General features: G+C 71.9%; 21 protein-coding genes and 2 tRNA genes. 21 read left to right on the plus strand and 2 right to left on the minus strand.

Features of this window, described 5'->3' with window-relative positions; genetic code table 11:
- Nucleotides 1–28: 28 nt before the first annotated feature.
- A complete protein-coding gene (locus tag Sm713_RS15610) occupies nt 29–709 on the plus strand; it encodes a hypothetical protein (protein ID WP_212910221.1) in 681 nt (226 codons plus the stop codon).
- Nucleotides 710–1,071: 362 nt separating this feature from the next.
- Nucleotides 1,072–2,226: a hypothetical protein gene (locus Sm713_RS15615; RefSeq protein ID WP_249416306.1), complete on the plus strand. Its 1,155-nt coding sequence runs from the start codon at nt 1,072–1,074 to the stop codon at nt 2,224–2,226.
- 167 nt (nt 2,227–2,393) lie between these two features.
- On the opposite strand, the gene Sm713_RS15620 is transcribed toward Sm713_RS15615, so the two are convergent.
- A complete protein-coding gene (locus Sm713_RS15620; protein WP_212910222.1) occupies nt 2,394–3,521 on the minus strand; it encodes a M48 family metallopeptidase in 1,128 nt (375 codons plus the stop codon).
- A 142-nt stretch (nt 3,522–3,663) separates the two neighbouring features.
- Here Sm713_RS15620 and Sm713_RS15625 point away from each other — a divergent pair, with 142 nt between their 5' ends.
- From Sm713_RS15625 to holA, 17 genes are all read left to right on the plus strand, one after another.
- Nucleotides 3,664–3,990: a hypothetical protein gene (locus Sm713_RS15625; RefSeq protein ID WP_212912241.1), complete on the plus strand. Its 327-nt coding sequence runs from the start codon at nt 3,664–3,666 to the stop codon at nt 3,988–3,990.
- A gap of 100 nt (nt 3,991–4,090) precedes the next feature.
- Entirely contained in the window at nt 4,091–4,252 is a 162-nt protein-coding gene (locus tag Sm713_RS15630; protein ID WP_212910223.1) for a hypothetical protein, read from the plus strand.
- A 73-nt stretch (nt 4,253–4,325) separates the two neighbouring features.
- Nucleotides 4,326–4,991 carry a nicotinate-nucleotide adenylyltransferase gene (gene nadD, locus Sm713_RS15635; RefSeq protein ID WP_212910224.1) on the plus strand — a complete coding sequence of 222 codons (666 nt, stop codon included), beginning with the start codon at nt 4,326–4,328 and terminating at the stop codon, nt 4,989–4,991.
- Between the two features lie 16 nt (nt 4,992–5,007).
- On the plus strand, nt 5,008–7,020 hold the full coding sequence (locus tag Sm713_RS15640; RefSeq protein WP_212910225.1) for an LCP family protein: 2,013 nt from the start codon (nt 5,008–5,010) through the stop codon (nt 7,018–7,020).
- A 170-nt stretch (nt 7,021–7,190) separates the two neighbouring features.
- Nucleotides 7,191–7,649, plus strand: a complete 459-nt coding sequence (gene rsfS / locus Sm713_RS15645) for a ribosome silencing factor (RefSeq protein ID WP_212910226.1) — start codon at nt 7,191–7,193, stop codon at nt 7,647–7,649.
- The gene (locus tag Sm713_RS15650; RefSeq protein ID WP_212910227.1) at nt 7,646–8,290 is read left to right on the plus strand and encodes a histidine phosphatase family protein; all 645 of its coding nucleotides are present in this window, start codon (nt 7,646–7,648) and stop codon (nt 8,288–8,290) included. Before rsfS ends, Sm713_RS15650 begins: the two co-directional genes overlap by 4 nt.
- 94 nt (nt 8,291–8,384) lie before the next feature.
- A tRNA-Ala gene (locus tag Sm713_RS15655) sits at nt 8,385–8,457 on the plus strand.
- 610 nt (nt 8,458–9,067) lie between these two features.
- Complete coding sequence (locus tag Sm713_RS41685; RefSeq protein WP_212910228.1) at nt 9,068–9,319, plus strand: hypothetical protein; 252 nt, start codon at nt 9,068–9,070, stop codon at nt 9,317–9,319.
- Between the two features lie 3 nt (nt 9,320–9,322).
- On the plus strand, nt 9,323–9,556 hold the full coding sequence (locus tag Sm713_RS15665) for a hypothetical protein (RefSeq protein WP_016643127.1): 234 nt from the start codon (nt 9,323–9,325) through the stop codon (nt 9,554–9,556).
- 181 nt (nt 9,557–9,737) lie between these two features.
- Nucleotides 9,738–9,810, plus strand: a tRNA-Ala gene (locus Sm713_RS15670).
- Nucleotides 9,811–10,264: 454 nt separating this feature from the next.
- Nucleotides 10,265–11,071 (plus strand): hypothetical protein, encoded by an 807-nt coding sequence (locus Sm713_RS15675; RefSeq protein WP_212910229.1) that lies wholly within the window; start codon nt 10,265–10,267, stop codon nt 11,069–11,071.
- A gap of 63 nt (nt 11,072–11,134) precedes the next feature.
- Nucleotides 11,135–11,980, plus strand: coding sequence for a DegV family protein (locus tag Sm713_RS15680; protein ID WP_212910230.1), 846 nt, complete (start codon nt 11,135–11,137; stop codon nt 11,978–11,980).
- Nucleotides 11,981–12,869: 889 nt separating this feature from the next.
- On the plus strand, nt 12,870–13,715 hold the full coding sequence (locus Sm713_RS15685; RefSeq protein ID WP_249416307.1) for a helix-hairpin-helix domain-containing protein: 846 nt from the start codon (nt 12,870–12,872) through the stop codon (nt 13,713–13,715).
- 506 nt (nt 13,716–14,221) lie between these two features.
- Nucleotides 14,222–16,882: a ComEC/Rec2 family competence protein gene (locus Sm713_RS15690; protein WP_249416308.1), complete on the plus strand. Its 2,661-nt coding sequence runs from the start codon at nt 14,222–14,224 to the stop codon at nt 16,880–16,882.
- Nucleotides 16,883–17,142: 260 nt separating this feature from the next.
- The gene (locus Sm713_RS15695; RefSeq protein WP_212910233.1) at nt 17,143–18,024 is read left to right on the plus strand and encodes a YceI family protein; all 882 of its coding nucleotides are present in this window, start codon (nt 17,143–17,145) and stop codon (nt 18,022–18,024) included.
- A gap of 230 nt (nt 18,025–18,254) precedes the next feature.
- Nucleotides 18,255–18,500: a hypothetical protein gene (locus Sm713_RS15700; RefSeq protein ID WP_212912032.1), complete on the plus strand. Its 246-nt coding sequence runs from the start codon at nt 18,255–18,257 to the stop codon at nt 18,498–18,500.
- 195 nt (nt 18,501–18,695) lie between these two features.
- Entirely contained in the window at nt 18,696–19,706 is a 1,011-nt protein-coding gene (gene holA, locus Sm713_RS15705; RefSeq protein ID WP_212910234.1) for a DNA polymerase III subunit delta, read from the plus strand.
- 341 nt (nt 19,707–20,047) lie between these two features.
- On the opposite strand, the gene rpsT is transcribed toward holA, so the two are convergent.
- Complete coding sequence (rpsT, locus tag Sm713_RS15710) at nt 20,048–20,314, minus strand: 30S ribosomal protein S20 (protein WP_212910235.1); 267 nt, start codon at nt 20,312–20,314, stop codon at nt 20,048–20,050.
- Nucleotides 20,315–20,590: 276 nt separating this feature from the next.
- Between rpsT and lepA the strand changes: the two genes are divergently transcribed.
- A complete protein-coding gene (gene lepA / locus Sm713_RS15715; RefSeq protein ID WP_212910236.1) occupies nt 20,591–22,453 on the plus strand; it encodes a translation elongation factor 4 in 1,863 nt (620 codons plus the stop codon).
- Nucleotides 22,454–22,929: 476 nt separating this feature from the next.
- Nucleotides 22,930–24,825: a long-chain fatty acid--CoA ligase gene (locus tag Sm713_RS15720; RefSeq protein ID WP_212910237.1), complete on the plus strand. Its 1,896-nt coding sequence runs from the start codon at nt 22,930–22,932 to the stop codon at nt 24,823–24,825.
- The last annotated feature ends 84 nt before the right edge of the window (nt 24,826–24,909 follow it).

Here is a 24,909-nt window from a genome sequence, read left to right on the forward strand (position 1 = left end):
ATTGAACCCCCAGGTCTAGGCTGGTCATGTGCCGGAGGATGTGGGGGGCGCGCCGTTCTCGGACGGCAAGGAGCCCGACGAGAACCACAACCACGGAGGCGCGGACGACGAGTTCGCCTCCGTGGTCTTCGACGAGGAGTTCGTGAGGTCGGCGCCCGTCCACGAGGCCACGGCCGTGGAGCGCCTGCTGGAGGCCGCCGAGGCACGCGCGGAGGCGGCCGAGGCGGAGGCCCGCCGCGCCCGCACCCGCCGCTCGCGCTCCGAGGACGACCTCTACGGGGACGGCTTCCACCCGGACGGCGGCGGCCGGTACGGCCGCGAGCTGGACGACGACCTCTACGACCCCGACCTCCTGGAGGACGGCTACGGCCGCCGCCTGCGCTACGGCTCCTCCGCCCGCTGGTACCGCCCGGTGGCCTGGGTACTCGCCGTGGTGATGGGGGTCGGCATGGTCGCCCTGGCCTTCACGGCCGTCTACCGCGGTGCGTCCTCCGGCCGCCAGGACCGGGTGCCGCCGCCCACCTCGACGGAGATCGGGAAGACGCCGGGCGGCGGCCAGAGCGGTACCCAGGGCACCTCCGAGGACGACGACCCGGATCACTCCTCCGGCGGCAGCCCGAGTGGCCGTACCCGCGCATCCGCGGAGCACGGCCAGAGCGCGCCCGAGCACAGCCGGCCCGCTGCCTCCGCCGCGTCCCACGGCCCCTAGGCCGTGTCCGGCGGATCTTCGTGGATCAGCCTGCGGCGTCTGGTGCTGGGGGCACTCCCCCACTGCCCTGAACGGGCGTGGGAGGTACCCCCACCCGCGCCTTTCAGGCTGTGGGGGAGTCGCGGGCCCACGAAGATCCGCCGGACACGGCCCAGGGCCTGTCGTCAAACTCCCGTCTGGCGCACGCAGGGCGCGCACGCCCGCCGGAGCCCCGCACGCCGCTGCCGGCGCCCGAGCCGCAGTACAGGCCGTCAGGCGGCGCCGCGGCGCGCGCAGTCGGCCGCCGGGCGGGGGTGGAAGCTGTTCGAAGTTGTCGTGCAGCAGTGCGTTTACCTGAGAGCCCCGCGACCTACCCTGAGAGTATGGGCGGGCCTGGAGGACACCCACCGGACGGCGCACCCGAAGGAGTGCCGGGTGGCGGTGAGGACGAGTACCGATCCGTCGTCTTCGACGAATCGTTCGTGGCGGCTGCCCGGCTCCAGGAGTTCTCCGCCCAGGAGCGGATGGCCGACCACGCCCCGGCGGTGCGCCGCCTCCCCTCCGTGAAGCGCGGGCTGCCCCGGCAGGCCCTGGCCCTCGTCCTGCTGATCGCCGTCGCCTTCGGCACCGCCGTCTACCTGGGAGTGCGCCGGCCGAACCAGCCCCCGCCCGTGCCGCGCGCCGAGCCCCTCCAGATGACCGTCGTCCCGCTCGCCCCACCCAAGCCGGTGCCGGGCGCCGACAACGCGACGTACCTCTTCGCGCACAGCCCCGCCGCGCAGTTCAGGGTCGGTGCGCAGGGCATCAACCTCCCCGTCTCGCGGAGCACCGCGCACTTCTCCGACAGCCAGGTGGTGACCGCGCTGTCCACCGCCAAGGACTACCTCGTCGAGTCCTCGCTCGACCCGGAGGTCCTCGCGGGCCGCACGGTGCGCCAGGTGCGTCTGCTGGTGGACGCGCAGCAGATCGACCAGTTCGACCGGAGCTTCGCCCACCCCGCCGCGGACGGGCGGCACGCACCCACGGGCTGGCTGGTCCGCTTCGACCCCGCCACCACCCGGTTGGCCGACCCCGAGATCCGCGTCCAGGGCACCCTGTACGTCACCGAGACCAGCCCGGAGACCCTGGAGGTCACCTCCGACCACACGTTCGTCTACGCCCTGCGTCCCGCCGCGCACGGCAGGGGCGGACCCGGCCAGGTCTCGCTGTTCACGATCCGCCGCCAGATGGTGTTCCGCTTCGACCGCGACGACCTCAGGCTGCATCAGGCGGCCGTGTCCGGTTCCTCCGTGCAGGCGGGGCCGCTGTCCTGCTCGGCCGGTTCCGCGGACCGCCTGCGGCCGCTGCTCGCCGGGCAGAAGGCGCAGCCGGGCGGCCCGCACGCCGGCACCGACCCGTATGCGACCGGCCGGGCCGCGGAGCTCTGCGGGACGCTGTCCCCGACCGCCGAGCCCAGCCCGGCCGCCTCCACCGGAACGGCGGGCACCGCGGTGGGCCGGGGCACGAGCGGGCAGGGCGGCACGGCAAGCGCCGGCTGAGCGCGGTGCCGGGCCTCGGGCTCCCGAGCGGAAAACGCGGCCCACGCGCGCGTGCCTCCGTGTAAGTGGCACTACGCACACGTGGCCCCCGCGCGCGTAGCCTCCGCGTGAGCGGCCCCCGTGCGCGTCGCTCCCGCGTGTGCGACGCCCCCGCCCCCTGCCGCCCGTCAGTCCGTCTCGGGCCGGGGCTTGTCCCACGGGCCCGGCTCGTCGTCCTGGGAGGGGTCGCGATCGGAGGCGCGGTCGCGGGGAGCCGTGCCGCCGCCGAAGGAGCCGAACGCGCTGCGCATCTTGCCGCCCAGGTCGCCCGCACCGCCCGCGAGGTCGGAGACGAGCTTCATCAGCGGGTCCTTCGAGTTGCGCACGTCGCTCGCGTACGAGGCCGCCGACTGCCGGAACGAGTCGGAGACGGAGGTGTTCCCGTCGTCGTCGCGCTGCGGGTAGTGGCCGTCGAGGATCCGCTGGTAGTCACGGGACTCGCCCCATGCCTTCAGCTCCGCGGCGCGCACCGTCGCGAACGGGTGCGTGCGCGGGAGGATGTTGAGGATCTTCAGCACGGAGTCCCGCAGGTCGCCCCCGGCCTCGTACTCCTCCGCCTGCTCCAGGAACGCGTCGACGTTCATCTCGTGCAGGTGGTTGCCGCCCGCCATCTTCATCAGGCCGCGCATCGAGGCCCGCAGGTCCTGGCCGACCAGCAGGCCCGCGCGGTCCGCGGACAGCTCGGACTTGCGGAACCACTCGCGCAGCCCCGTCACGATCGCCATCACGGCGACGTTGCCGAGGGGGATCCACGCGACGCGCATCGCGAGGTTGGTGAGGAAGAGCAGGACGGTGCGGTACACCGAGTGCCCGGACAGCGCGTGGCCCACCTCGTGGCCGATGGCCGCCCGCATCTCCTCCTCGTCGAGCAACTCCACGAGCCCCGTGGTGACCACGATGATCGGCTCGTCCAGGCCGATGCACATCGCGTTCGGCTGGGGGTCCTGGTTGACGTACATCGGCGGGATCTTCTTCAGGTCCAGGATGTAGCAGGCGTCCCGCAGCATGTCGTTGAGGTGCACGAACTGGGCGTCGGAGACCCGCACCGAGTCGGACAGGAACAGCAGCCGCAGGCTGCGCTCCGGCAGCAGGCTGCTGAGCGCCTTGAACACGGTGTCGAACCCGCTGAGCCTGCGCAGTGCCACCAGGGCGGAGCGGTCCGCGGGATGTTCGTACGCCCGGGAGGAGATCCCGGGGAACCGCGAGCGGGACCTGCCGGGTACCCGGTCGTGCGGCTCGTAGTCGGCGTCGGTCATGCCATCCCCCATGCGGTGTCGGTGCCCCCGAGGCGGGCACCAGCCTAAGCGGAGATACCGTGACAGGGCAGCGCACGAGTGTGGCTGTGCACATTCCATGACATTTGTGCGAGCCGCGACAGCTACCCAGGAGTCGCCCCCCATGCAGTACATCGCTCACACCGTCTGGTTCGCAGGTGCCGCGAGCGCGGCGGACAAGCAGGGACCGGGCGCCCTTCTGCGTACGGTTCTGGCGGTGCTGCTGGTCGGCGCCGTGCTGATGGCGTGGTTCCTGCTCCGCGGCTACCGCAGCGACCGCTCGCCCGAGAACGGCGCCGTGCGGCAGACCCCGAAGGCCGGCGGCGGGGACGCCTCCGGAACCGGGGGCGAGGACGTCTCCGGGGCCCGGAGCGCACAGCAGGACGCCGGGGCCTCGGCGGCCGCTGGCCGTGCTCGGGGGGAGAACGGGGACGTCGGCCGGAAGCCGTAGACCCGAGTCGGCGTGAGCTCCGCCGGGCCGCCCGCATACGATGGCCCGGAAGTCTTCAGTCCTCAGCCCGAACCCACCTTCCGGATAGGTCCTGCCGACGATGAGCCTCCACAGCACCGCCACCCAGATGATCACGCTCGCCGCCGAGGGCGAGGGCGGCGGCAACCACCCGAGCCTCAGCCCGTACCTCACCGGAGGCGGCGCACTCTTCGTGCTGCTTCTGCTGCTGTGGATCACCACCCGCTTCAACCGGGACCGCTGACCCCGAGCGGTTCCCTTCCCGCCGCCGGTGGGGCCCACCCGGGCCCCGTGCCGGGCAGGTAGGGTCAGCACGCATGGGAGAGCAGGACATGCCTACCGGTCAGCACAGGCCGGCCGCCCGCCGGGACGTGCCGGCGGGCCCGGTGAGCACGGGCAAGCGCCGCCTGGGTGTGATGGGCGGAACGTTCGACCCGATCCACCACGGCCACCTGGTCGCAGCGAGTGAGGTCGCCTCGCAGTTCCAGCTCGACGAGGTCGTGTTCGTCCCGACGGGCCAGCCCTGGCAGAAGGACGCGAAGGAGGTCTCCGCGGCCGAGGACCGGTACCTGATGACGGTCATCGCCACCGTGGAGAACCCGCAGTTCTCGGTCAGCCGGATCGACGTCGACCGCGCCGGCCGCACCTACACCACCGACACCCTGCGCGAGCTGCGCGACCTCAACCCCGACACGGATCTCTTCTTCATCACCGGCGCCGACGCCCTGAACCAGATCCTCACCTGGCGCGACACCGACGAACTGTTCTCCCTCGCGCACTTCATCGGCGTCACGCGCCCCGGGCACCCGCTCGCCGACCCGGGCCTGCCCGAAGGCGGTGTCACGCTCGTGGAGGTCCCCGCGCTGGCGATCTCCTCCACAGACTGCCGTGCGAGGGTCGCGGCAGGCGAACCCGTCTGGTACCTCGTGCCGGACGGCGTGGTGCGTTACATCGCCAAGCGCAACCTGTACCGCGGCACCTGAGCCGGGAGGGCCACCTGTGAACGAGCGACACGACGGATACCCGGGGGACCAGTACGAGCTCGTCGGCTACGACGCCTACGGTCAACCCGTGTACCGGGAGGTGCCGCCCGAGCGCGCCACCCAGGACGGCCGGCAGCCCTACGGCCGGCCGTACGGGTACGACGACCCCTACGGGACCGGCCAGCAGCCGCCCGTGCCGCCCTACGACCCGCAGGGGACCGGCCAGCAGCCCCGCGTGCCGCATGACCCCTATGGCACCGGTCACCAGCGCCCCGTTCCCCCGCACGATCCGTACGGCACCGGCCGGCAGCCCGGCGCCGCGCCGCAGGACCCGTACGGCACGGGCCAGCAGCCCCCCGTTCCCCCGCACGACGCGTACGGGACCGCGCAGCAGCCCGTCGTGCCGCCTCAGGACGCGTACGGCACGGGCCGCCGGCCGACCGTCTCCCCGCATGACCCGTACGGGACCGGCCGGCAGCCCCCCGTCGCGCCCTACGACCCGGGGGCCACCGGCCGGCAGCCGATAGTCCCGCCGGCTCCGCCGAGGTCGCAGGACCCGTACGGAACCGGCGTACACCCCGCAAGAGCCCCCTACGGCGGGCAGCCCCACGACAGGGACTCCTACGACCCCTACGGGCCCGCCACGGACACCGGATCGCAGCAGCCGCCCGTGCAGCCGCCGCGGGAGCGCGGCCCCGATGCCGGGGGACACGGCGGCCCGGGGCCCGACGGCGAGTACCGCACCGAGCAGTTCTCGTTCGTCGAGGAGCCCACCGAGGACTCCGAGGACGTCATCGACTGGCTCAAGTTCACCGAGAGCCGCACCGAACGGCGCGAGGAGGCCAGGCGGCGGGCGCGCAGCCGCGTCATCGCCCTGGTGGTCGTCCTGGCGCTGGTCCTCGCCGGCGGCGTCGGCTACCTCTGGTACGCGGGCAAGCTGCCCAGCCTCTCGGGCAGCGACGCCAAGGGCGCCGCGCAGGAGGCAGGGCCGCAGAACCGCGACGTCATCGTCGTCCACCTGCACAACACCAAGGGCGGCGGCACCTCCACGGCGCTGCTCGTCAACAACACCACCACCCAGCACGGCACCACCATCCTGCTGCCCAACTCGCTGGGCCTGACCGACGACGACGGCACCTCGACCACTCTCGCCAAGTCCGTCGACGACGACGGTTCGAGCGGCACCCGCGACTCGATCGACACCCTCCTGGGCACCCGGATCGAGGGCACCTGGCGGCTCGACACCCCCTACCTCAACAACCTCGTCGAACTCGTCGGCAACATCGACATCACCACCGACGCCAACGTGCCCGACCCCAACCCCAAGAAGGGGCAGAAGGGGACAACCGCACCACTGGTGAAGAAGGGCGAGGACCAGACCCTCAGCGGCCCCATGGCCGTGGCCTACGCCACCTACCGCGCGCCGGGCGAGCCGGAGACCGCACAGCTCGACCGCTTCGGTCAGGTCATGCAGGGGGTGCTGCGCAAGATGTCGTCCGACCCGCAGTCCTCCACGGTCACCGTGCAGACCCTCGCCCAGATCATGGACCCCTCGCTCACCGACAAGGACCTCGGCGCGTTCCTCGCCAAGCTCGCCGACCACGCCAAGGGCGGCGACTACAAGACCATGGTGCTCCCGGTCCAGCAGGACGGCACGGTCAGCGAGCAGGCCACCGACAGCGTCGTCAAGGACGTCCTGGGCGGCACCGTCAAGGCCCCCGCCAAGGACGCCGCGGTCCGGGTGGGCGTCAAGAACGCGTCCGGCGCCAAGGCGGCCACCGAGTCCTCGCGCGTCGCCCTCGTCAACGGCGGCTACACCTTCATCGACGCCGGGGCGAACGCCCCCGTGCAGACGTCGTCGCAGGTCACCTACGCGGACGCGGCGAAGAAGCAGGACGCGTCCGAGGTCGCCAAGACTCTCGGCCTGCCCGCGAGCGCGGTCAGGAAGGGCGACGTCGCCGCCAACGCCGACGTCTCCGTGACCCTCGGCGAGGACTACCACTCCGAGCAGGGGAGCACGTCGCCCTAGGGCGCGCGCCGGGCGTCACCCCCGCCGCTCGGGGGTGACGCCATGACAGCCGCCGGTAATCGTTTGAGGCGCTGTCGGACGTCCGTGAGACCCTTGGGGTACTGACCGTCGGCCACAGGGCCCGTTTCCACGCGCCCGTGTGCCGCCATGTCCCGACCGAAAGCTGAAGTGTGACAGCCACTGACCGTTCCTTCGAGCTCATCAACGCGGCCGCCCAGGCCGCAGCCGACAAGCTCGCGCACGACATCATCGCGTACGACGTCAGCGACGTGCTGGCGATCACCGACGCCTTCCTGCTGGCCTCCGCGCCCAACGACCGCCAGGTCAAGTCGATCGTCGACGAGGTCGAGGAGCGGCTGAACAAGGAACTGGGCGCGAAGCCGGTACGCCGTGAGGGGGACCGCGAGGCCCGCTGGGTGCTGCTCGACTACGTCGACATCGTCGTGCACGTCCAGCACAACGAGGAGCGCGTCTTCTACGCCCTGGAGCGGCTCTGGAAGGACTGCCCGGAGATCGAGCTGCCCGCCGACGCCAAGGCCACCCGGGGCAAGACCGAGGAGTACGCACAGCGCGAGCGGGCGGCGGAGGAGGCCAAGGAGCTCCGCGAGCTGGGCGGGGAAGTGCGATGAGCACCCCTCGCGGCCGCCGCATCATCCTGTGGCGGCACGGACAGACGGCCTGGAACCTGGAGCGCCGCTTCCAGGGCACCACCGACATCGAGCTCACCGAGGCGGGACGCGGCCAGGCCCGGCGGGCCGCCCGGCTGCTCGCCTCGCTGCGCCCGCACGCGATCCTCTCCTCCGACCTCAGCAGGGCCGTCGACACGGCCGCCGAGCTGGTCCGGGTGACCGGCCTCGACGTCACCTACGACGACGCCCTTCGGGAGACGTACGCGGGCGTCTGGCAGGGCCTCACGCACGAGGAGATCATCGCCTCGTACGGCGACCAGTACGCGGCGTGGAAGCGCGGCGAGCCGGTGCGCAGGGGCGGCGGCGAGCTGGAGACCGAGGTCGCCGACCGCGCCGCGCCCGTCGTGCTGCGCCACGCGGAGAAACTGCCCGCGGACGGCACCCTGGTGGTGGTCAGCCACGGCGGCACCATCCGCACCACCATCGGCCGCCTCCTCGGCCTCGAACCACGGCACTGGGAGAGCCTCGGCGGGCTCTCCAACTGCTGCTGGTCCGTCGTCGGCGAGGGCCTGCGCGGCTGGCGGCTGCTGGAGCACAACGCCGGCACCCTGCCCGAGCCGGTGCTCGGCGACGACGACTGACCCGCCGGCGCCCGGCGACAGCCCGGATTTCACATTCCGGCAGCTCGCAGGCTAAAGTTCTGCTTGTTCGCCGCACGGAGCGGGACGAACACGAGGGGCTATAGCTCAGTTGGTAGAGCGCCTGCATGGCATGCAGGAGGTCAGGAGTTCAATTCTCCTTAGCTCCACTCGTGCGAGGGTGAGGTGTGTCCGCGGAAAGCGCGGACCATGTCGCCCTCGTCTTTTTTTGCTCGGCTTCGCCTCGCCTGGCGGGGGCTTCGCCACCCGCACCCCCCTTGCCGCGGCGCCGTTCCCGGGGTTCTTCGCGGGGCGCCGTTCCCGGGCTTCGCGGGGCGCCCTTCCCGGGGTTCATTTGCGGGGCAGCCTTTGCGGGTCACCCTTTCTGGGGCACCGTTTTCGTCGGTGGCTGCTGGTGTCGCGCGTGATGCCCGTGGCATCGTGGGCGGCCTGGGCCGGGGGCCGTTGCCGGCGGCTCGCGCATCCGGTGTTCCGCGGGCGTGCCAACTCCCTGCTGGCTGAGGGAAGTTCGGGCACGAACGCTCCCCGTCGGCTTGGACGCGTCCCTGGTTGCCGCGGACGGCCACCCGGTCGAGGGCGAGATTTCCGCGCGGTCGACCCGCCGGCGAAACCTTCTCGAACAGCGCGCATGCCCTGGCCGGGGCGGCCACGACCTCGGTAACGTGTCCGGACTGGTACGCCTGCGTCGATGACCGTCCCGCATCCCCCGTGGCAGAATCAAACCCGCCGGAAGGGGATGCCCGACGGGAGGGAGAAGCGATGCCAGCGAGCATCCTCGGGGAGGCCGACCGCCTCCCCGAAGCGGTGATGAACCCGGATCGGACCACTCCCTCAACGCAGTTCCCCGCCCGCTCCCCCCGCAACGTCCCGCCCGGTGCGCCACCCGTCGACCCTCTACTCGAGACCCGCCTCCTCTGTCCGTCCTGCGGGTCCTCCCACGTCGCCCAGATGCTCGGCGACAACGGTGGAATCTCCTACGTGTGCACGGCCTGCGGCCATAGCTGGAGCTGATCGATGGGTGCACACAGGCGCAAGTGCGATTGGTGCGGCAGCGGCACGCCGATCGTCCGGGACATGGAGCCCGTCAACCCGGACTACCAGTACTGGTGCGAGGAATGCGCGCGGGCGCTGATCATAAAAGGCGACCCCATCGAGACCTACCGGGAACTCGAGGGCGAGCCGATCTACGGCCGGCTGCTGGACGAGCACTGCACGCTCAAGCGCTTCTACTCGTTCGCCACGGCGTGACGGTGCGCTGAGGGGCGGCGGTTCACCGCGGCGTACGGCAGGCGCGGTGGTGACCCAACGCGGCCGTCGGGTGACGTACGGGAGCGGCTGCCGCGGCCCTGGGGGCCCGAAACGATTTGGTGATCCACCGGGAGGACCGTGTAATGTTGGCGCAGCCGCCGGGCAACCGGAGAGGCCACTCGGGGCTATAGCTCAGTTGGTAGAGCGCCTGCATGGCATGCAGGAGGTCAGGAGTTCAATTCTCCTTAGCTCCACTCGTGCGAGGGTGAGGTGTGTCCGCGGAAAGCGCGGACCATGTCGCCCTCGTCTTTTTTTGCTCGGCTTCGCCTCGCCTGGCGGGGGCTTCGCCACCCGCACCTCCGTTCCCCCTTCCGGGGTACCTGTTCCGTTCGCGGCACCGGGGTGCGGGAGCGGGTGCTGTTGCTGCCTGTGGGGCGGGTGGTGCATGTGGTGCTGCTGCTCGTGGTGCAGGTGGTGACGTCATTGGGGCCGACGGTGCCCATGGTGCCCATGGTGCCCATGGTGTCGATGGTGTCGATGGTCCGGTTGGCCGTCGGTACGGGTGCGGGTCCCGGGCAGCTCGCCGGTTCCGGCGGAACCTCCGGTGGGTGTTTTGCGTTTACGGTGGAGGAGCGGAAGCCGCGCGAGCGCCCGGACGGTTGCCCCGAGGGGCCCGCCCTCGGGCCGACAGCACCGTAAGGAGGGGTCATGGAGACCGTGATCGCCGTCGTGGCGGTGCTGTTCCTGCTGTTCGTGGCGCTCGGCACGTACGCCACCGTCAGGGTGGTGGGCGCCGCCAAGCGCACCGTCGACCGGCACGTCAGCCAGGCCCGGCGCACCGTCGAGGACTCCGCCCTGCGCGCCAAGTCGTACGCGCAGCCCGGCCCGGCCGGCGAGCTGGCCCAGCTCCGGCTCCACCTGCGCACCACGATGCGCGCGACCCAGGACGCCCTGGAAGCCAAGATGGCGGACGACGAGTCGCTGAAGGAGTCCCTGAGCCTCTTCAGCCGCCTCAGCGCCCACGGGCACGAGCTGGACGACGAGCTGAAGCGCCTCGAACGCGAACCCGACCGCGCCACCATGGCCGCCCGCCTCCCCGAACTGCGCCAACGCACCGAGCGGATCACGGAATCCGCGGACGCCCTGCGCTGGGCCGCCCGCGACCGCGCCCACCGCTTCGCGGACGACGACCTGGACACCCTGAGCGCGCAGATCGACGTGGAGGCGGGGGCGCTGCGACACTGGGCGCACGACAGCGACTCCCCGCACCCGAGCGGGCACACCCGCCCCGATCCGGGTCCCGCGACGCACCAGCCTCGAACCGACCGGCCCGCGTCCGCCTGGCCGGAGCCCCCGGCTCCGGACACCCCGGGAGCCGACCAGACCTGGCCCGATCCCTCGGGCCCGACCCGGGAGGCCGGCACGCAGCGGGCCACCCGCCCGGAGATCACCCCTCCGGTTCGGCGGCCCGCCTATCCGTGGCAGAAGAATCACCGTCCCGAGAACACCACATGACCTGCACACGGCCGGACGGGACGGGGCTGCCGACCGACACCCGCTGCGGGTAATCTCCAGCTCATGTCCCGCCATGTCGCCATCGTCACCGATTCCACGGCCTACCTGCCGCAACGGATGGCGGAGCGGCACGGCATCACCTCCGTCCCGCTGACCGTCGTCCTCGGTGACCAGGCGCTGGACGAGGGCACCGAGATCTCGGCCCGCTCCCTCGCCCAGGCCCTCCAGAAGCGTCGGCCGGTGACCACGTCAAGGCCGAGCCCGGCCGTCTTCGCCGAGACCTACCGCAACGTGGCGGAAGCGGGTGCGCACGGCATCGTCTCCCTCCACCTCTCCGCCGAGATCTCCGGGACCTACGACGCCGCGGTCCTCGCGGCCCGCGAGGCGCCCGTCCCGGTACGGGTCGTGGACACCGGCCTGGTCGCCATGGCCCTCGGCTTCTGCGCCCTGGCCGCCGCCGAGACGGCGGAGGCCGACGGCACCATCGACGAGGCCGTCAACGCCGCGGAGAAACGAGCCGCGGGAACGGCCACGTACTTCTATGTCGACACGCTCGACTACCTCCGCCGGGGCGGCCGGATCGGCGCCGCACAGGCGCTGCTGGGCTCCGCACTCGCCGTGAAACCGCTGCTCCAGCTCGACGCGGGCCGCATCGAGCTGCTGGAGAAGGTACGGACGGCTTCCCGGGCCGTCGCCCGCCTGGAGGAGGTCGTCGCCGAGCGGGCAGGCGCCGCCGAGGTCGACATCGCCGTGCACCACCTCGCCGCACCCGAGCGTGCGGCACTCCTCGCCGACCGGCTGCGGGACCGGGTGCCCGGCCTCGTCGACCTGCACGTCAGCGAGGTCGGCGCGGTCATCGGGGCGCACACGGGGCCGGGACTGCTCGGGGCCGTGGTGTCACCGCGCTGAGCGGGGTGCGGTGCCGGAAGGTTCGTGGGGTTCGCGTGCTCCCAGTGTTCTCCCCGTGATCTCGGTGATCTTCGCGGTCTCCCTGATCTCCCTTATATCCCTTATATCCGTGGTCTCCGTGGTCGTCGTGGAGTCGTGGAGTCGTGGTCATTCCTGCGTTCGGGTGAGGGAGTTTTCCACAACTGTTCAGTAATCCACGGGAATTGACCAAGATCCACTGTGTTCCGCGGGTTCCTTTAGCGTCACGGGCATGGCACCTCGATCACTCTCCGTACGCAGTACATCCGCAGCGAGCAGTGGGCCCGGCCGCGGCCCCGGCTCCGACGGCCGCATCCGCCCGTCCCGGCTCCGCATGCGCAGCGCCCGTGCACGCAGGCACCAGGCCGTGCGGGAGGCCATGCGGTTACGCACGACGGCGCTGTTCGGCGACCCACCGAGGGCCCGCGGACCGGCGGTGCGCACCTATCGGGACGGGGCGGTGGTCGAGGACGGGGGCGTGGCCACTCCGCCGGGTCGGGAGGGGGTGCGTCTCGACGAGGGGTTTGCTCCGGGTGCGGGGGCGCTTCCTGGTGAGGAGACGCCCGATGCAGGGGGACTTCCCGGTGAGGGGCCGCCTCCCGATCCGGAGGCAGCTCCCCATGAGGAGGAAGCTCCCGGTGAGGCGACATCTTTCGCGCATCCGGAGGGAGGGGTTTCCGGGTCGGTATCGCATGGCACTGAAGACGCCGGATGGGGAGATGCCGTCGATCCGGTGCAGGCGGTGCGCGGGGGCGAGTCGGGGCGGGAGGCGCCACATGGCGACCACGGGTGGCAGGCGGGGCGGGAGGCGCGTCGTGGGGATCCCATGCGGCAGCCGGGGCGTCTGGGCGAACAGGAAGGGCCCTGGCCGGTGGTGGGCCCTCCGGCGGACGGCGGCCGTGCCGCACACCCCGCGCACGTCGAGCCCGGCGGGCTCGACAAGGTCGGGCTCGACAAGGCGGGTTCCTGGAGGACGCGGGCATCCGCCGCCGTACGCGACCGCCTGCCCCTGTGGATGCAGTCGTTGCAGGCCCGCTGCGGCCTGGAGAGCCGCAGCGTCATCGCCCTTGCGGTGGTGCTGGTCGCCGCGGCGGCCTTCGCCGCGCAGCACTTCTGGGTCGGCCGCAGCCAGCCGGTCAAGGCTCCGGACGTGGTGCGCGCCGCTCCCGAGGGCGTCCCCCGGGAAACCGCCGAGGAAGCACCTGCCGCGCACAGCACGGCAAACCCGGCCGGCACCGGCGGGACCGTGATCGTCGTCGATGTCGGCGGCAAGGTGCTGCACCCGGGCTTGCAGCGGCTGCCCGTGGGCTCCCGGGTCGCCGATGCGCTGGAGGCAGCGGGCGGAGTCCGCCCGGGCGTCTCCACCGACGGCCTCAACCGCGCCCGGCTCCTGGTCGACGGCGAACAGGTGCTCGTCGGCAAGCAGCCGGAGGCGGCCGGCGCGCCGGCGGGGGCGGTCGTGGGAGCTGGCGCGACGGGCGCTCAGGCGTCCGGCGGCGGCGCGGGAGGCGCGGCGGTGCCCGTGGCCCCGGTCAGCCTGAACTCCGCCACCGTGGACCAGCTCGACACGCTCCCGGGCGTCGGCCCCGTCCTCGCCCAGCACATCATCGACTACCGGACGCAGCACGGCTCCTTCCACTCGGTGGACGAACTCCGCGAAGTCAACGGCATCGGCGACCGCCGCTTCGCCGACCTCCAGAAACTCGTACGGCTATGAGCGCCCGGAGGACGAACGGCGACACCGATTCCGGCGCGGTCGGCAAGGGCCGTCCCGGCCCCGATATCGGATCTGCTGGGGCACGACGAGCCACCGGCCCTCGCAGTGGGGCGGTGCGACAAACAGCCGGACGAGTTGGTGGCCCTCGCAGCAGGACGGTGCGACAGCTGGCCGAACGAGCCCTCGGCCCTCGCCCCCGCGTGGCGACCGACGCGCGAACCGGGGAGCTGCCGCGTGCTGGCAGGGAGCCGCCGCGTGCCGCTGGGGAGCCCCCGCGTGCCGTCGTCCCGCAGGCAGCCCGCGCTCCGGTGGCAGCCCGGCCCGGTCGGGAGCCGTATCCGGCCCCGGGTGCCTCCACGGCTCGGTCCACGGGCCCGCCCCCGGAGGATCGCCCGGCGGTCCACCGGAACGCCCCGGGCCGGCTCGGGGCCTCCCACCCCCGTCAGGAGGGCCCGCCGGACCTGCGCCTGGTTCCGCCGGCCCTCGCGACCTGGGGCACGGCAGCCGTGGCGCTGCACGCAGGGCCGCGCTGGACCGTCCCGCTCGTGGTGGTGTCCCTGCTGCTCGCCGCCGCCCTCGCCCTGCTGGCGAGGAGAGCCGAACGCGGCGCCCGGCAGAGCAGGGAGCGGCGTCGGACGTGGCTTCGCGTGTCCGCGACGGCGACCCTGCTCTGCGTCGCCGCCTCCGCGTCCTCCGCGGCCCTGCACGGTGCCGACCTGAGACGCGGCCCCATCCCGGCGCTGGCCCGCGGGTACGCCCGTGTCACCGTCGACGTGGAGGTCACCTCGGATCCGCACCGGACACGGCCCCGGGTCACCGGCGACCACATGGCACGGACGGTGATCGTCTTCGACGCTCGGGCCGTACGCGTCACCACGGCCGACGGCACGGCCCGCGCCACCAGGACCCCGGTCCTGGTGATCGCCGACGCGCCGGCCCCGAGGACGGCGGGTGAGCGGGCCGCCGGAGACCCCCATGCACCGCCACAGTCCCCGTCCCAGCCCTCGCCCCCGTCCCCATCCGGGGCCCGTGGCGCAGTCGCCCATCAGCCGGCCGGAGCGGGTCCGCCGGGCACGGGGGAGACGGTCTCACCAGCCGAGGCGGCCCCATCGGACGGCACAGTGCCACCGGTCGAGACCTCACCAGCCGAGGCGGCCCCACTGGACGGCACCGCCCCATCCGACGACACGGCCCCCCAGGCCGTCACGGCCCGAGCCTCACCGTGGGAGCGGCTGCTCCCCACCACCCGGGTGCGCGTGCGGGCACGGCTTGCCCCGCCGCTCTCCGGGGACGACCGGATCGCCGCCGTGGTCAGGGTCGGCGGTGGCGGGCCGCCGGAGGTGGTCCGGAAGCCGTCGGCTCCGCAGCGGCTCGCCGGCAGGCTCCGTGCCGGGCTGCGTACGGCGACGCAGGACCTCGCACCGGATGCGCGGGCGCTGCTGCCGGGGCTGGTGGTCGGGGACACCTCACGGGTGCCGCCCGAGCTCCATGAGGCGTTCGACGCCACCGACCTCACGCACGTCCTGGCGGTGAGCGGGGCCAACTTCACCATCCTGCTGGCCCTGCTGATCGGGCCGCCGGGCCTGGCGCAACGGGCGGAGCGGCGCGGGCTGGCACCGCGCCTGGGCATCGGCCTGCGCGCCACGGCGCTGCTCGGCGGGGTACTGGCGATCGGGTTCGTGGTGGTGTGCCGGCCGGAACCCAGCGTGCTGCGCGCGGCGGCCTGCGGCGGGATCGCGCTGCTCGCCATCGCGACGGGCCGGCGTAGATCACTGGTCCCCGCGTTGGCGGCGGTGGTGCTGATGCTGGTCCTGTACGACCCGTGGCTGGCGCGCAGCTACGGCTTCCTGCTCTCCGTGCTGGCGACCGGGGCCTTGCTCACGCTGGCGCCCGGGTGGGCGGAGGCGCTGCGGGGCCGGGGCGTTCCGCCGCGGGTCGCTGAGGCGCTGGCGGCAGCTGCTGCCGCTCAGGTGGTGTGCGCCCCCGTGCTGGTGGTGCTGGCGTCGCGGGTGAGCCTGGTCGCGGTGCCCTGCAATCTGCTGGCCGAGTTCGCGGTGGCTCCCGCCACGGTGCTGGGGTTCGGTGCGCTGGTGGCGGCGCCGGTGGCCATGCCGGTGGCCAGGGTGTTCGCCTGGTGCGCGGGGTGGCCGGCAGGGTGGCTGGCGGACGTCGCCCGCACCGGCGCCGATCTGCCGGGGGCCGGCGTCGACTGGCCGGGCGGCTGGCTGGGCGCCCTGCTGCTCCTCGCCGTGGGTGTGGCGGTGGTCGCGGCGGGACGGAAGCTGATCAGACACCCATGGGTGAGTCTGATCTGCCTCTGCGCGCTGCTCCTCTTCGTTCTCCAGCCGAGGCCGTTGCCGCGGGTGCTGTCGGGTTGGCCGCCGCCCGGCTGGCGGTTCGTGATGTGCGACGTGGGCCAGGGGGATGCCACGGTGCTCGCGGCGGGCGATGGCACGGCCGTGGTGGTCGACGCGGGGCCCGACCCGGTGCTCGTCGACCACTGCCTGCGCAGGCTCGGGGTGACCCGCGTCCGGATGGTGCTGCTCACCCACTTCCACGCCGACCACGTTGCCGGCCTCCCCGGTGTGCTGCACGGCAGGGACGTCGGGGCGATCGAGACCACGGGGTTCCGGGAGCCGCTGGGCGAGGCGGAGTCCGTGCGCAGGGCGGCGGAGGCCCGGCACATCCCCGTCACGCAGGCGGTGGCGGGGGAGCGGCGGAGGACGGGGTCGCTGGAATGGCAGGTGCTCTGGCCTCCTCCGCGGCCGGCACCTGGCCCCGACAGCCCCAATGACGCGAGTGTGGCACTGATGGTCCGCACCGGCGGCCTACGGCTCCTGCTGTTGGGCGACCTTGAACCGCTGGCACAGCAAGCACTGTTGGCCAGTCCCTCAGGAGCGGGCCTCGGGCACGTGGACGTCCTGAAGGTCGCCCACCATGGCTCGGCCTACCAGGACCCGCTGCTCATACGGACGGTGTCGCCCAGGCTCGCACTGATTTCTTGCGGGACGAACAACCCGTACGGGCACCCATCCCCTCGTACGGTCGCGGCTCTCCAGGCGGGCGGGGCGAAAGTGTTGCGAACGGATCGGGACGGGTCGCTGGCGGTCGTCGGCACTGCCGGGAGCGGGTTGAAGGTAGCCGAATCGCCCGAATCGCCATGGTGACAATGGCCACATGACGGGCCGTCGGAGAGGAGTAGGGGAAGGCGGTACAGGGATCTCCGCGACAAAGCGTGTGAACGATTTCGCCCAAACGGGAAAGTAACCAGCGCAAGTGCCGGATTCTCGCGAGGCCGGTTCCCTTTGTGTCGAACGCTGCGACGATAGGTGAAGGTATCTTCGCAAAGTTGATCGCCTCCGCAGGCGTTCAGGGCTTTACGTTCACACGTCCTGGCAAGTTCTCACATCGCACTGGGGTGTTCGCCATGTTCGGCCACAGGAGGGGCGACCAAGCCGCACGAGGGCTGGGGGAGGGGCTCCTCTCGGCCATGCCGGTACCACCGGACGCGGGGGCACTGAGCTGCCGGGTGTTCGATCCCGTCAACGAGCCGGTGCGGCACGCCGAGTTGGCGGTCAGCGACGCCCTCGGACGCACGGTCGTCGCAGGAAGCGTGGACCCGTACGGCAGCTTCATGGCGACCGTGCCCGCCGGGGAGTACAGCCTGGCCGTCTCGGCGGAGGGCTATGCGCCCTACCGGGCCACCGCGACGGTCATGGAGAACTCCCTCGCCTCGCTCGGCGACCTCACTCTCCGGATCTCGCAGCCGCCACCGCTGCCCGCGCCGGGGAAGTGGGAGATCGAGCCGATGCACACCTCGATCGGTTTCACCGCCCGGCATATCGGCCTCGCGCGCATTGACGGCCGGTTCAACACGTTTGCAGGTGCGATACGGATCGCGGATCCGGTCGAACAGTCCGCGATGCACGTGGTCATCGACGCGGCCTCGATCGACACCAACCTGGTGGTGCGCGACAACCACCTGCGGTCCGCGGATTTCCTCGATGTGGCGCGGTTCCCGACGCTGGAGTTCTACAGCGAGCGCCTCGTGTACAAGGGCGGCAGCCGCTGGGCGATACCCGGGGCGCTGACCCTGCACGGCGTCACGCGGACGGTCACGCTCGAAGCCGACTACCAGGGCCTGGGCAACGGCATGGAGGGCGAGACCAGGGCGGCCTGCCATGCCACGGCCGAGCTCCACCGGGACGACTTCACGGTCAGCTGGCAGGCGAGGCTGGCCCAGGGCATCGCGGTCGTCGGGCCGAGCGTCACGGTGGACCTCGACGTGCAGTTCGTCCCCAGGCGGTGAGCCGGCTCGGGGAGGCGTGGTGGCGCGGAGCCGCAGGGCCCGGCGTGCGAGGAGCGCCCCCGCCGCCGGGATACACGATGTGAACCCCCACCGCATCCGCGCGTCGGCGGCGGTCCGCCGGACCGGGCCCCGGTCGTCGCCTCAGGCGGGATGCCGGAGAATGCGGAGGTGAGAAGGGGCGTGGGAGCGATGCGAGTGGTGCGGGGCCGGTGGACGAGCTGAGTGACGGCGTGGTCGATGTCAGGCACGTTCTGGTGCTGCCCGACCGCGATGCCGCGGAGGAGGCGGCCGAGGCGCTGGGCGAGCGTTTCGGCCTCGCGGAGGAGCCCCAGATGGTGCGGGACTCCCTCGCCGGGGAGGACGACGCCGAGGACGCCCAGTGGCTGCTGCTCGTCGAGGACGCCGGGGGCCGGCTCGATGCCCGGGAACTGGACGAGTTCGTCGAGGAGTGGGACGGCTGGCGCGAGGACCCCTGAGCCGCGGCGACCCGAGTCCGCCCCCACGGGCCGGCGCCCCGACGGTGGCCTCTGACTCTCATCTGCCGGTGACCCGGTGACCCGGTGACCCGGTGACCCGGTGACCCGGTGACCCGGTGACCCGGTGACCGCAGACGCCCCGGGGCCGGACCTGGCCGAGCCGGGCTGTCAGTGGTGCGTGGGATGCTTGGCGCGATGGCCAGGAACAGCGAACGCACCGCGAGCCCGCGCAGGGCCGACACGTCCGACCCGTTGGCTCCCGTCACCGTTGCCGTGGGGCAGGAGGAGCTGCTGCTGGAGCGGGCCATGCAGCAGGTGGTGGCGGCGGCACGGGCAGCCGACCCGGACACGGACGTCAGGGACCTCACCCCGGACCAGCTGGCGCCGGGCACGCTGGCCGAGCTGACGAGTCCCTCGCTGTTCGCCGAGCGCAAGGTCGTGGTCGTCCGCCAGGCGCAGGACCTCTCCGCGGACACGATCAAGGATGTCAGGGCCTATCTGACGGCGCCCGCGCCGGAGATCACCCTGGTGCTCATGCACGCGGGGGGAGCCAAGGGCAAGGGCCTGCTCGACGCGGCGCGCAAGGCGGGCGCGCGTGAGGTCGCCTGCCCCAAGGTGACCAAGCCGGCCGACCGGCTGTCGTTCGTGCGGGCGGAGTTCCGGGCGCTGGGCCGGTCCGCGACCCCCGAGGCGTGCCAGGCCCTGGTCGACGCGCTCGGCAGCGACCTGCGGGAGCTGGCCTCGGCCACGGCCCAGCTGGTCGCGGACGTGGACGGCACCATCGACGAGGCCGTCGTCGGGCGCTACTACACGGGCCGTGCCGAGGCCTCCAGCTTCACCGTCGCCGATCGCGCGGTGGAGGGCCGGGCGGCGGAGGCCCTGGAGGCGCTGCGCTGGTCGCTGTCGACCGGGGTCGCGCCGGTACTGATCACCAGTGCGCTGGCGCAGGGCGTGCGGGCGATCGGCAAACTGTCCGCCGCGCGAGGCGGCCGCCCGGCGGACCTCGCCAGGGAGCTGGGCATGCCGCCCTGGAAGATCGACCGCGTCCGCCAGCAGATGCGGGGGTGGACGCCTGACGGGATCGCCGTGGCGCTCCGGGCGGTCGCCGAGGCGGACGCGGGCGTCAAGGGCGGCGGAGACGACCCGGAGTACGCCTTGGAGAAGGCGGTCGTCACCATCGCCCGCGCGGCCCGCTCCCGGCGTTAGAACCCCCGAACCCCCGAAGCCCCAGAAAACCGCAGAAAACCCCGGAAAAGCCGAGAACCCCCTCCCCGGCCCTGGGGAAAGGGCCGGAAAGGGGGGTTCCGGAACTGCTGGAACGGGCTCCGCCGCAGCGTCGTGGCGAACGCGGACTGGTACGGAGCCGGGGTGCCGGTGGGCAGCGGATGAGAGAGGGCCCGCTCGGGGTCCCGCCGGCGGTCAAGCGTTCAGATGGCCGTTCGTATGATCATGTCGGCCATCGGGGGCCCTGCTGGCCGGGTGATCGCCTGGGCGATCGTGCGGTCGGGGACTGGTTACCCCGGACCGCCCGGCTGGGGCAGGGCGGCTCAGCCCTTGAGGGACGCGACCTTCGACGCCATGGCCGACTTCTTGTTGGCGGCCTGGTTCTTGTGGATCACGCCCTTCGAGACGGCCTTGTCCAGCTTGCGCGAGGCCTCGCGCGAGGCGGCCGTGGCCTTCTCGAAGTCACCCTCGGCAATCGCCTCACGGGTGCGGCGGATCGCGGTCTTGAGAGAGGACTTCACGGCCTTGTTGCGCTGCCGGGCCTTCTCATTGGTCTTGATCCGCTTGATCTGGGACTTGATGTTCGCCACGAAAGAGCCTTTTCAGGTACAGGTTCAGCTACAGAAGGATGGTCTTTCACACGTGTCTCGGCCGGGCGCCCGCCGTGCCGCGTGCACCGCGCCGCTTTCAGCGGCTGGTCCGACACGGTCGGGAAGCGTCCGAAGACACAGCGGTCCAGGCTAGCAGCCAGTGTCCAAGCAGCCCAAACCGGTCGCAGAGCCCGGCTCATGGGACGATGGGAGCTACGTATCGATCTGCCCTCGAAGTCAGCAGAGGCATGGACGCCTCAAGAGACAGGACCCTGCGTGCCCGCGACCACTGACCATGTGCCTGAGCCGAGCCGTACCGACCCGGCTCGGATCCGCAATTTCTGCATCATCGCGCACATCGACCACGGCAAGTCCACCCTCGCCGACCGGATGCTCCAGCTCACCGGCGTGGTCGAGCAGCGGCAGATGCGCGCTCAGTATCTCGACCGGATGGACATCGAGCGCGAGCGCGGCATCACGATCAAGTCCCAGGCCGTCCGGCTGCCCTGGGCCCCCACCGAGGGCCCCGAGCACGGCAGGACCCACATCCTGAACATGATCGACACCCCTGGCCACGTGGACTTCACCTACGAGGTGTCACGCTCCCTGGCGGCCTGCGAGGGCACCATCCTGCTCGTCGACGCCGCCCAGGGCATCGAGGCCCAGACTCTCGCCAACCTCTACCTGGCGATGGAGAACGACCTCACCATCATCCCCGTCCTCAACAAGATCGATCTCCCGGCCGCGCAGCCGGAGAAGTTCTCCGAGGAGCTCGCGAACCTCGTCGGGTGCGAGCCCGACGACGTCCTGCGGGTCTCCGCGAAGACCGGCCTCGGGGTGGAGGCGCTGCTCGACAAGGTGGTCGCCGAGATCCCGCCGCCGGTCGGCGTCCGCGACGCGCCCGCCCGCGCCATGATCTTCGACTCGGTCTACGACTCGTACCGCGGCGTGGTGACGTACGTGCGTGTCGTCGACGGGCAGCTGGGCAAGCGCGAGCGGATCCGGATGATGTCCACCGGCGCCACCCACGAGCTGCTGGAGATCGGCACGAACTCCCCGGAGATGCTGCCCGCCGACGGCCTCGGCGTCGGCGAGGTGGGCTATCTGATCACCGGAGTGAAGGACGTCCGGCAGTCGAAGGTCGGCGACACCATCACCGAGCAGTCCAAGGGCGCCGACAAGCCGCTCGGCGGCTACAAGGACCCCAAGCCGATGGTCTTCTCCGGCCTGTATCCGCTGGACGGCTCGGACTACCCCGAGCTGCGCGAGGCCCTCGACAAGCTCCAGCTCAACGACGCCGCGCTGGTCTACGAGCCGGAGACCTCCGCGGCCCTCGGCTTCGGATTCCGCGTCGGCTTCCTCGGGCTGCTCCACCTCGACGTGGTGCGGGAGCGGCTGGAGCGCGAGTTCGGCCTGGACCTCATCGCCACCGCTCCGAACGTGGTCTACCGCGTGATCATGGAGGACGCGGTCGAGCACACCGTCACCAATCCGAGCGAGTTTCCCGAGGGGAAGATCGCAGAGGTCTACGAGCCGGTCGTGCGGGCCACGATCCTCGCCCCGAGCGAGTTCATCGGCGCGATCATGGAGCTCTGCCAGACCCGGCGCGGCGTGATGCTGGGCATGGACTACCTCTCCGAGGACCGCGTCGAGATCCGCTACACGCTGCCGCTCGCCGAGATCGTCTTCGACTTCTTCGACCAGCTCAAGTCCAAGACCCGCGGCTACGCGTCACTGGACTACGAGCCCACGGGAGAGCAGAGCGCGCACCTCGTCAAGGTCGACATCCTGCTGCACGGCGACAAGGTCGACGCGTTCTCCGCTATCACCCACAGGGACCAGGCGTACTCGTACGGCGTGCGGCTGGTCGCCAAGCTCAAGGAGCTCATCCCGCGGCAGAACTTCGAAGTGCCCGTCCAGGCCGCGATCGGCTCCCGGGTCATCGCCAGGGAGACCATCCGCGCCATCCGCAAGGACGTCCTCGCCAAGTGCTACGGCGGCGACATCTCGCGTAAGCGGAAGCTGCTGGAGAAGCAGAAGGAGGGCAAGAAGCGGATGAAGATGGTGGGTTCTGTGGAGGTTCCGCAGGAGGCGTTTATCGCGGTGTTGTCGAGCGATGACGGCGGCAAGAAGAAGTAGGCGGTGGCCTCGGGGCGGGGCCGGGCGTGCCGGTCCGCTCCGTGCGGAGCGGACCGGTGCGGTGGAGGTCCGCCCCGCACGGCCTCCCTCTCCGGCGTAGCGGACGGACGCGGCCCGGTGGGTTCGCCGGGGCGGATCGGGCGGCTCACCCCGCTCCTTTCGGGGCGGAGCCGCACCCCTTCGGGTGCTCTTGGGGTGCGTCCCGGGGGTGGGTTCGCCCGCGTTGCCGGGGGCTCGGGCTATGAATTGACCGGTCTCTAGCACACGAGCGCCGGTCCAGGTGTGCACAAAAGCGGGACCCTCTGCAAAGAGACCGGGTGTCGTGTAAAGAGACGCGTCAAGGCCTCTTACGCGCGGCGCGGCTGCCCTCTACCCTGATCACCACTCGGTAGTTACTCGTGAGTTAAACAGCAGCCAAGCCGCGGGCAGTCAGCCGCCCAGCCGAGACGCACACTGTCGCGGGCCCGGAGGAAGTCGTGAGCGACACACAAACCCTGATCGAGAACCGTCCGCCGTCGGTGGCGAACGTCTTCTTGGAGCGCGTGGCGGCCACGCCCGAGAAGGAGGCCTTCCGGTATCCGGTCCCGCCCGCCTCCGGTACGGGCCCGGACGACTGGAAGTCGCTGAGTTGGGGGCAGACGGCCGAGCGGGTGAGTGCCATCGCCGCGGGCCTGATAGAGCTCGGCATAGAGCCGGAGGAGCGCGTCGCGCTCGCCTCGGCCACCCGGATCGAGTGGGTCCTCACCGACCTCGGCATCCTGTGCGCGGGCGCGGCCACCACCACCATCTACCCGCAGACGAACGCCGACGAGTCCGCGTTCATCCTCGCCGACTCCGGCAGCAAGGTGCTGGTGGCCGAGGACGCCGAGCAGCTCGCCAAGGCCCGCGCGCAGCGTGCCGACCTGCCCGGTCTTGCCCACGTGGTCGTGATCGACCCGCGCGGCATCCGGGACGGGGCCCCGGCCGACGAGCCCGAGGGCTGGGTGATCAGCCTCGACGAGCTGGAGGCGCGCGGCGCGGCCCGCCTGGAGAAGGAGCCCGACCTCATCGGCAAGCGGGTCTCGGCCATCAGGGCCGACCAGCTGGCCACCCTCATCTACACCTCGGGCACCACCGGCCGCCCCAAGGGCGTGCGGCTGCCGCACGACAGCTGGTCGTACATGGCCAAGGCCATCGCCTCCACCGGGCTCATCTACCCGGACGACGTGCAGTACCTGTGGCTCCCGCTCGCGCACGTCTTCGGGAAGGTCCTCACCAGCGGCCAGGTCGAGCTCGGGCACGTCACCGCCGTCGACGGCCGGGTCGACAAGATCATCGAGAACCTGCCGGTGGTGCAGCCCACCTACATGGCCGCGGTGCCGCGCATCTTCGAGAAGGTCTACAACGGCGTGGCGGCCAAGGCCAGGGCCGGCGGGGCCGCCAAGTACAAGATCTTCCAGTGGGCCGCGGAGGTGGCCCGCGACTACGCGAAGGCCACCCAGGACACCTACCGGCGCACCGGCAACGCCTCCGCGCCCTTCGGCCTGAGCGTCAAGCACAAGATCGCCGACGCGCTCGTCTACGCCAAGCTGCGCGAGGCCTTCGGCGGCCGGATGCGGGCCTGCGTCTCCGGCTCCGCCGCGCTCGCCCCCGAGATCGGCTACTTCTTCGCCGGTGCGGGAGTGCACATCCTGGAGGGCTACGGCCTCACGGAGTCGTCCGCGGCGTCCTTCGTCAACCCGGGCGAGGCCTACCGCACCGGCACGGTCGGCAAGCCCGTGCCCGGCACGGAGGTGCGGATCGCCGACGACGGCGAGATCCTGCTCCGCGGCCCCGGCATCATGCAGGGCTACCACGGGCTTCCGGAGAAGACCGCGGAGGTGCTGGAGAGCGACGGGTGGTTCCACACCGGGGACATCGGCGAGCTCTCGGCGGACGGCTACCTCACCATCACGGACCGCAAGAAGGACCTGATCAAAACCTCCGGCGGCAAGTACATAGCGCCGGCCGAGGTCGAGGGGAACTTCAAGGCGGTCTGCCCGTTCGTCTCCAACATCCTGGTGCACGGCGCCGACCGGAACTTCTGCTCCGCGCTGATCGCGCTCGACGAGCCCTCGATCATGGACTGGGCCAACGAGCACGGGCTCGCCGGCAAGTCGTACGCGGAGGTCGTCGCCGCGCCGGCGACGGTCGCGCTCATCGACGGGTACGTGCAGCGGCTCAACGAGGGGTTGCAGCGGTGGCAGACCATCAGGAAGTTCCGGCTGCTGCCGCGGGACCTCGACATCGAGCACGGGGAGCTGACGCCGAGCCTCAAGTTGAAGCGGCCTGTGGTGGAGCGGGAGTACCGGCATCTGATCGATGAGATGTACGCGGGGGCGCGCGAGGCCTGATCCCGCGCCCCGGTTCCGTCCTCCTCCTTCCGGCTCGGGCGCCGGGCCCGCTCGCTCCCTGCGCGCGCCCCGGCGCCACGGGTG

It is taken from the genome of Streptomyces sp. TS71-3 (assembly GCF_018327685.1).
Classification (GTDB): Bacteria; Actinomycetota; Actinomycetes; order Streptomycetales; family Streptomycetaceae; genus Streptomyces.

Coding starts and splice junctions, on each gene's coding strand:
- Sm713_RS15695 (WP_212910233.1), top strand. CDS start 17,143: ATGTTCGGCCACAGGAGGGGCGACCAAGCCGCACGAGGGCTGGGGGAG.
- Sm713_RS41685 (WP_212910228.1), top strand. CDS start 9,068: ATGCCAGCGAGCATCCTCGGGGAGGCCGACCGCCTCCCCGAAGCGGTG.
- Sm713_RS15650 (WP_212910227.1), top strand. CDS start 7,646: ATGAGCACCCCTCGCGGCCGCCGCATCATCCTGTGGCGGCACGGACAG.
- Sm713_RS15680 (WP_212910230.1), top strand. CDS start 11,135: ATGTCCCGCCATGTCGCCATCGTCACCGATTCCACGGCCTACCTGCCG.
- Sm713_RS15615 (WP_249416306.1), top strand. CDS start 1,072: ATGGGCGGGCCTGGAGGACACCCACCGGACGGCGCACCCGAAGGAGTG.
- Sm713_RS15665 (WP_016643127.1), top strand. CDS start 9,323: ATGGGTGCACACAGGCGCAAGTGCGATTGGTGCGGCAGCGGCACGCCG.
- Sm713_RS15630 (WP_212910223.1), top strand. CDS start 4,091: ATGAGCCTCCACAGCACCGCCACCCAGATGATCACGCTCGCCGCCGAG.
- holA (WP_212910234.1), top strand. CDS start 18,696: ATGGCCAGGAACAGCGAACGCACCGCGAGCCCGCGCAGGGCCGACACG.
- Sm713_RS15620 (WP_212910222.1), bottom strand. CDS start 3,521: ATGACCGACGCCGACTACGAGCCGCACGACCGGGTACCCGGCAGGTCC.
- Sm713_RS15625 (WP_212912241.1), top strand. CDS start 3,664: ATGCAGTACATCGCTCACACCGTCTGGTTCGCAGGTGCCGCGAGCGCG.
- Sm713_RS15675 (WP_212910229.1), top strand. CDS start 10,265: ATGGAGACCGTGATCGCCGTCGTGGCGGTGCTGTTCCTGCTGTTCGTG.
- nadD (WP_212910224.1), top strand. CDS start 4,326: ATGGGAGAGCAGGACATGCCTACCGGTCAGCACAGGCCGGCCGCCCGC.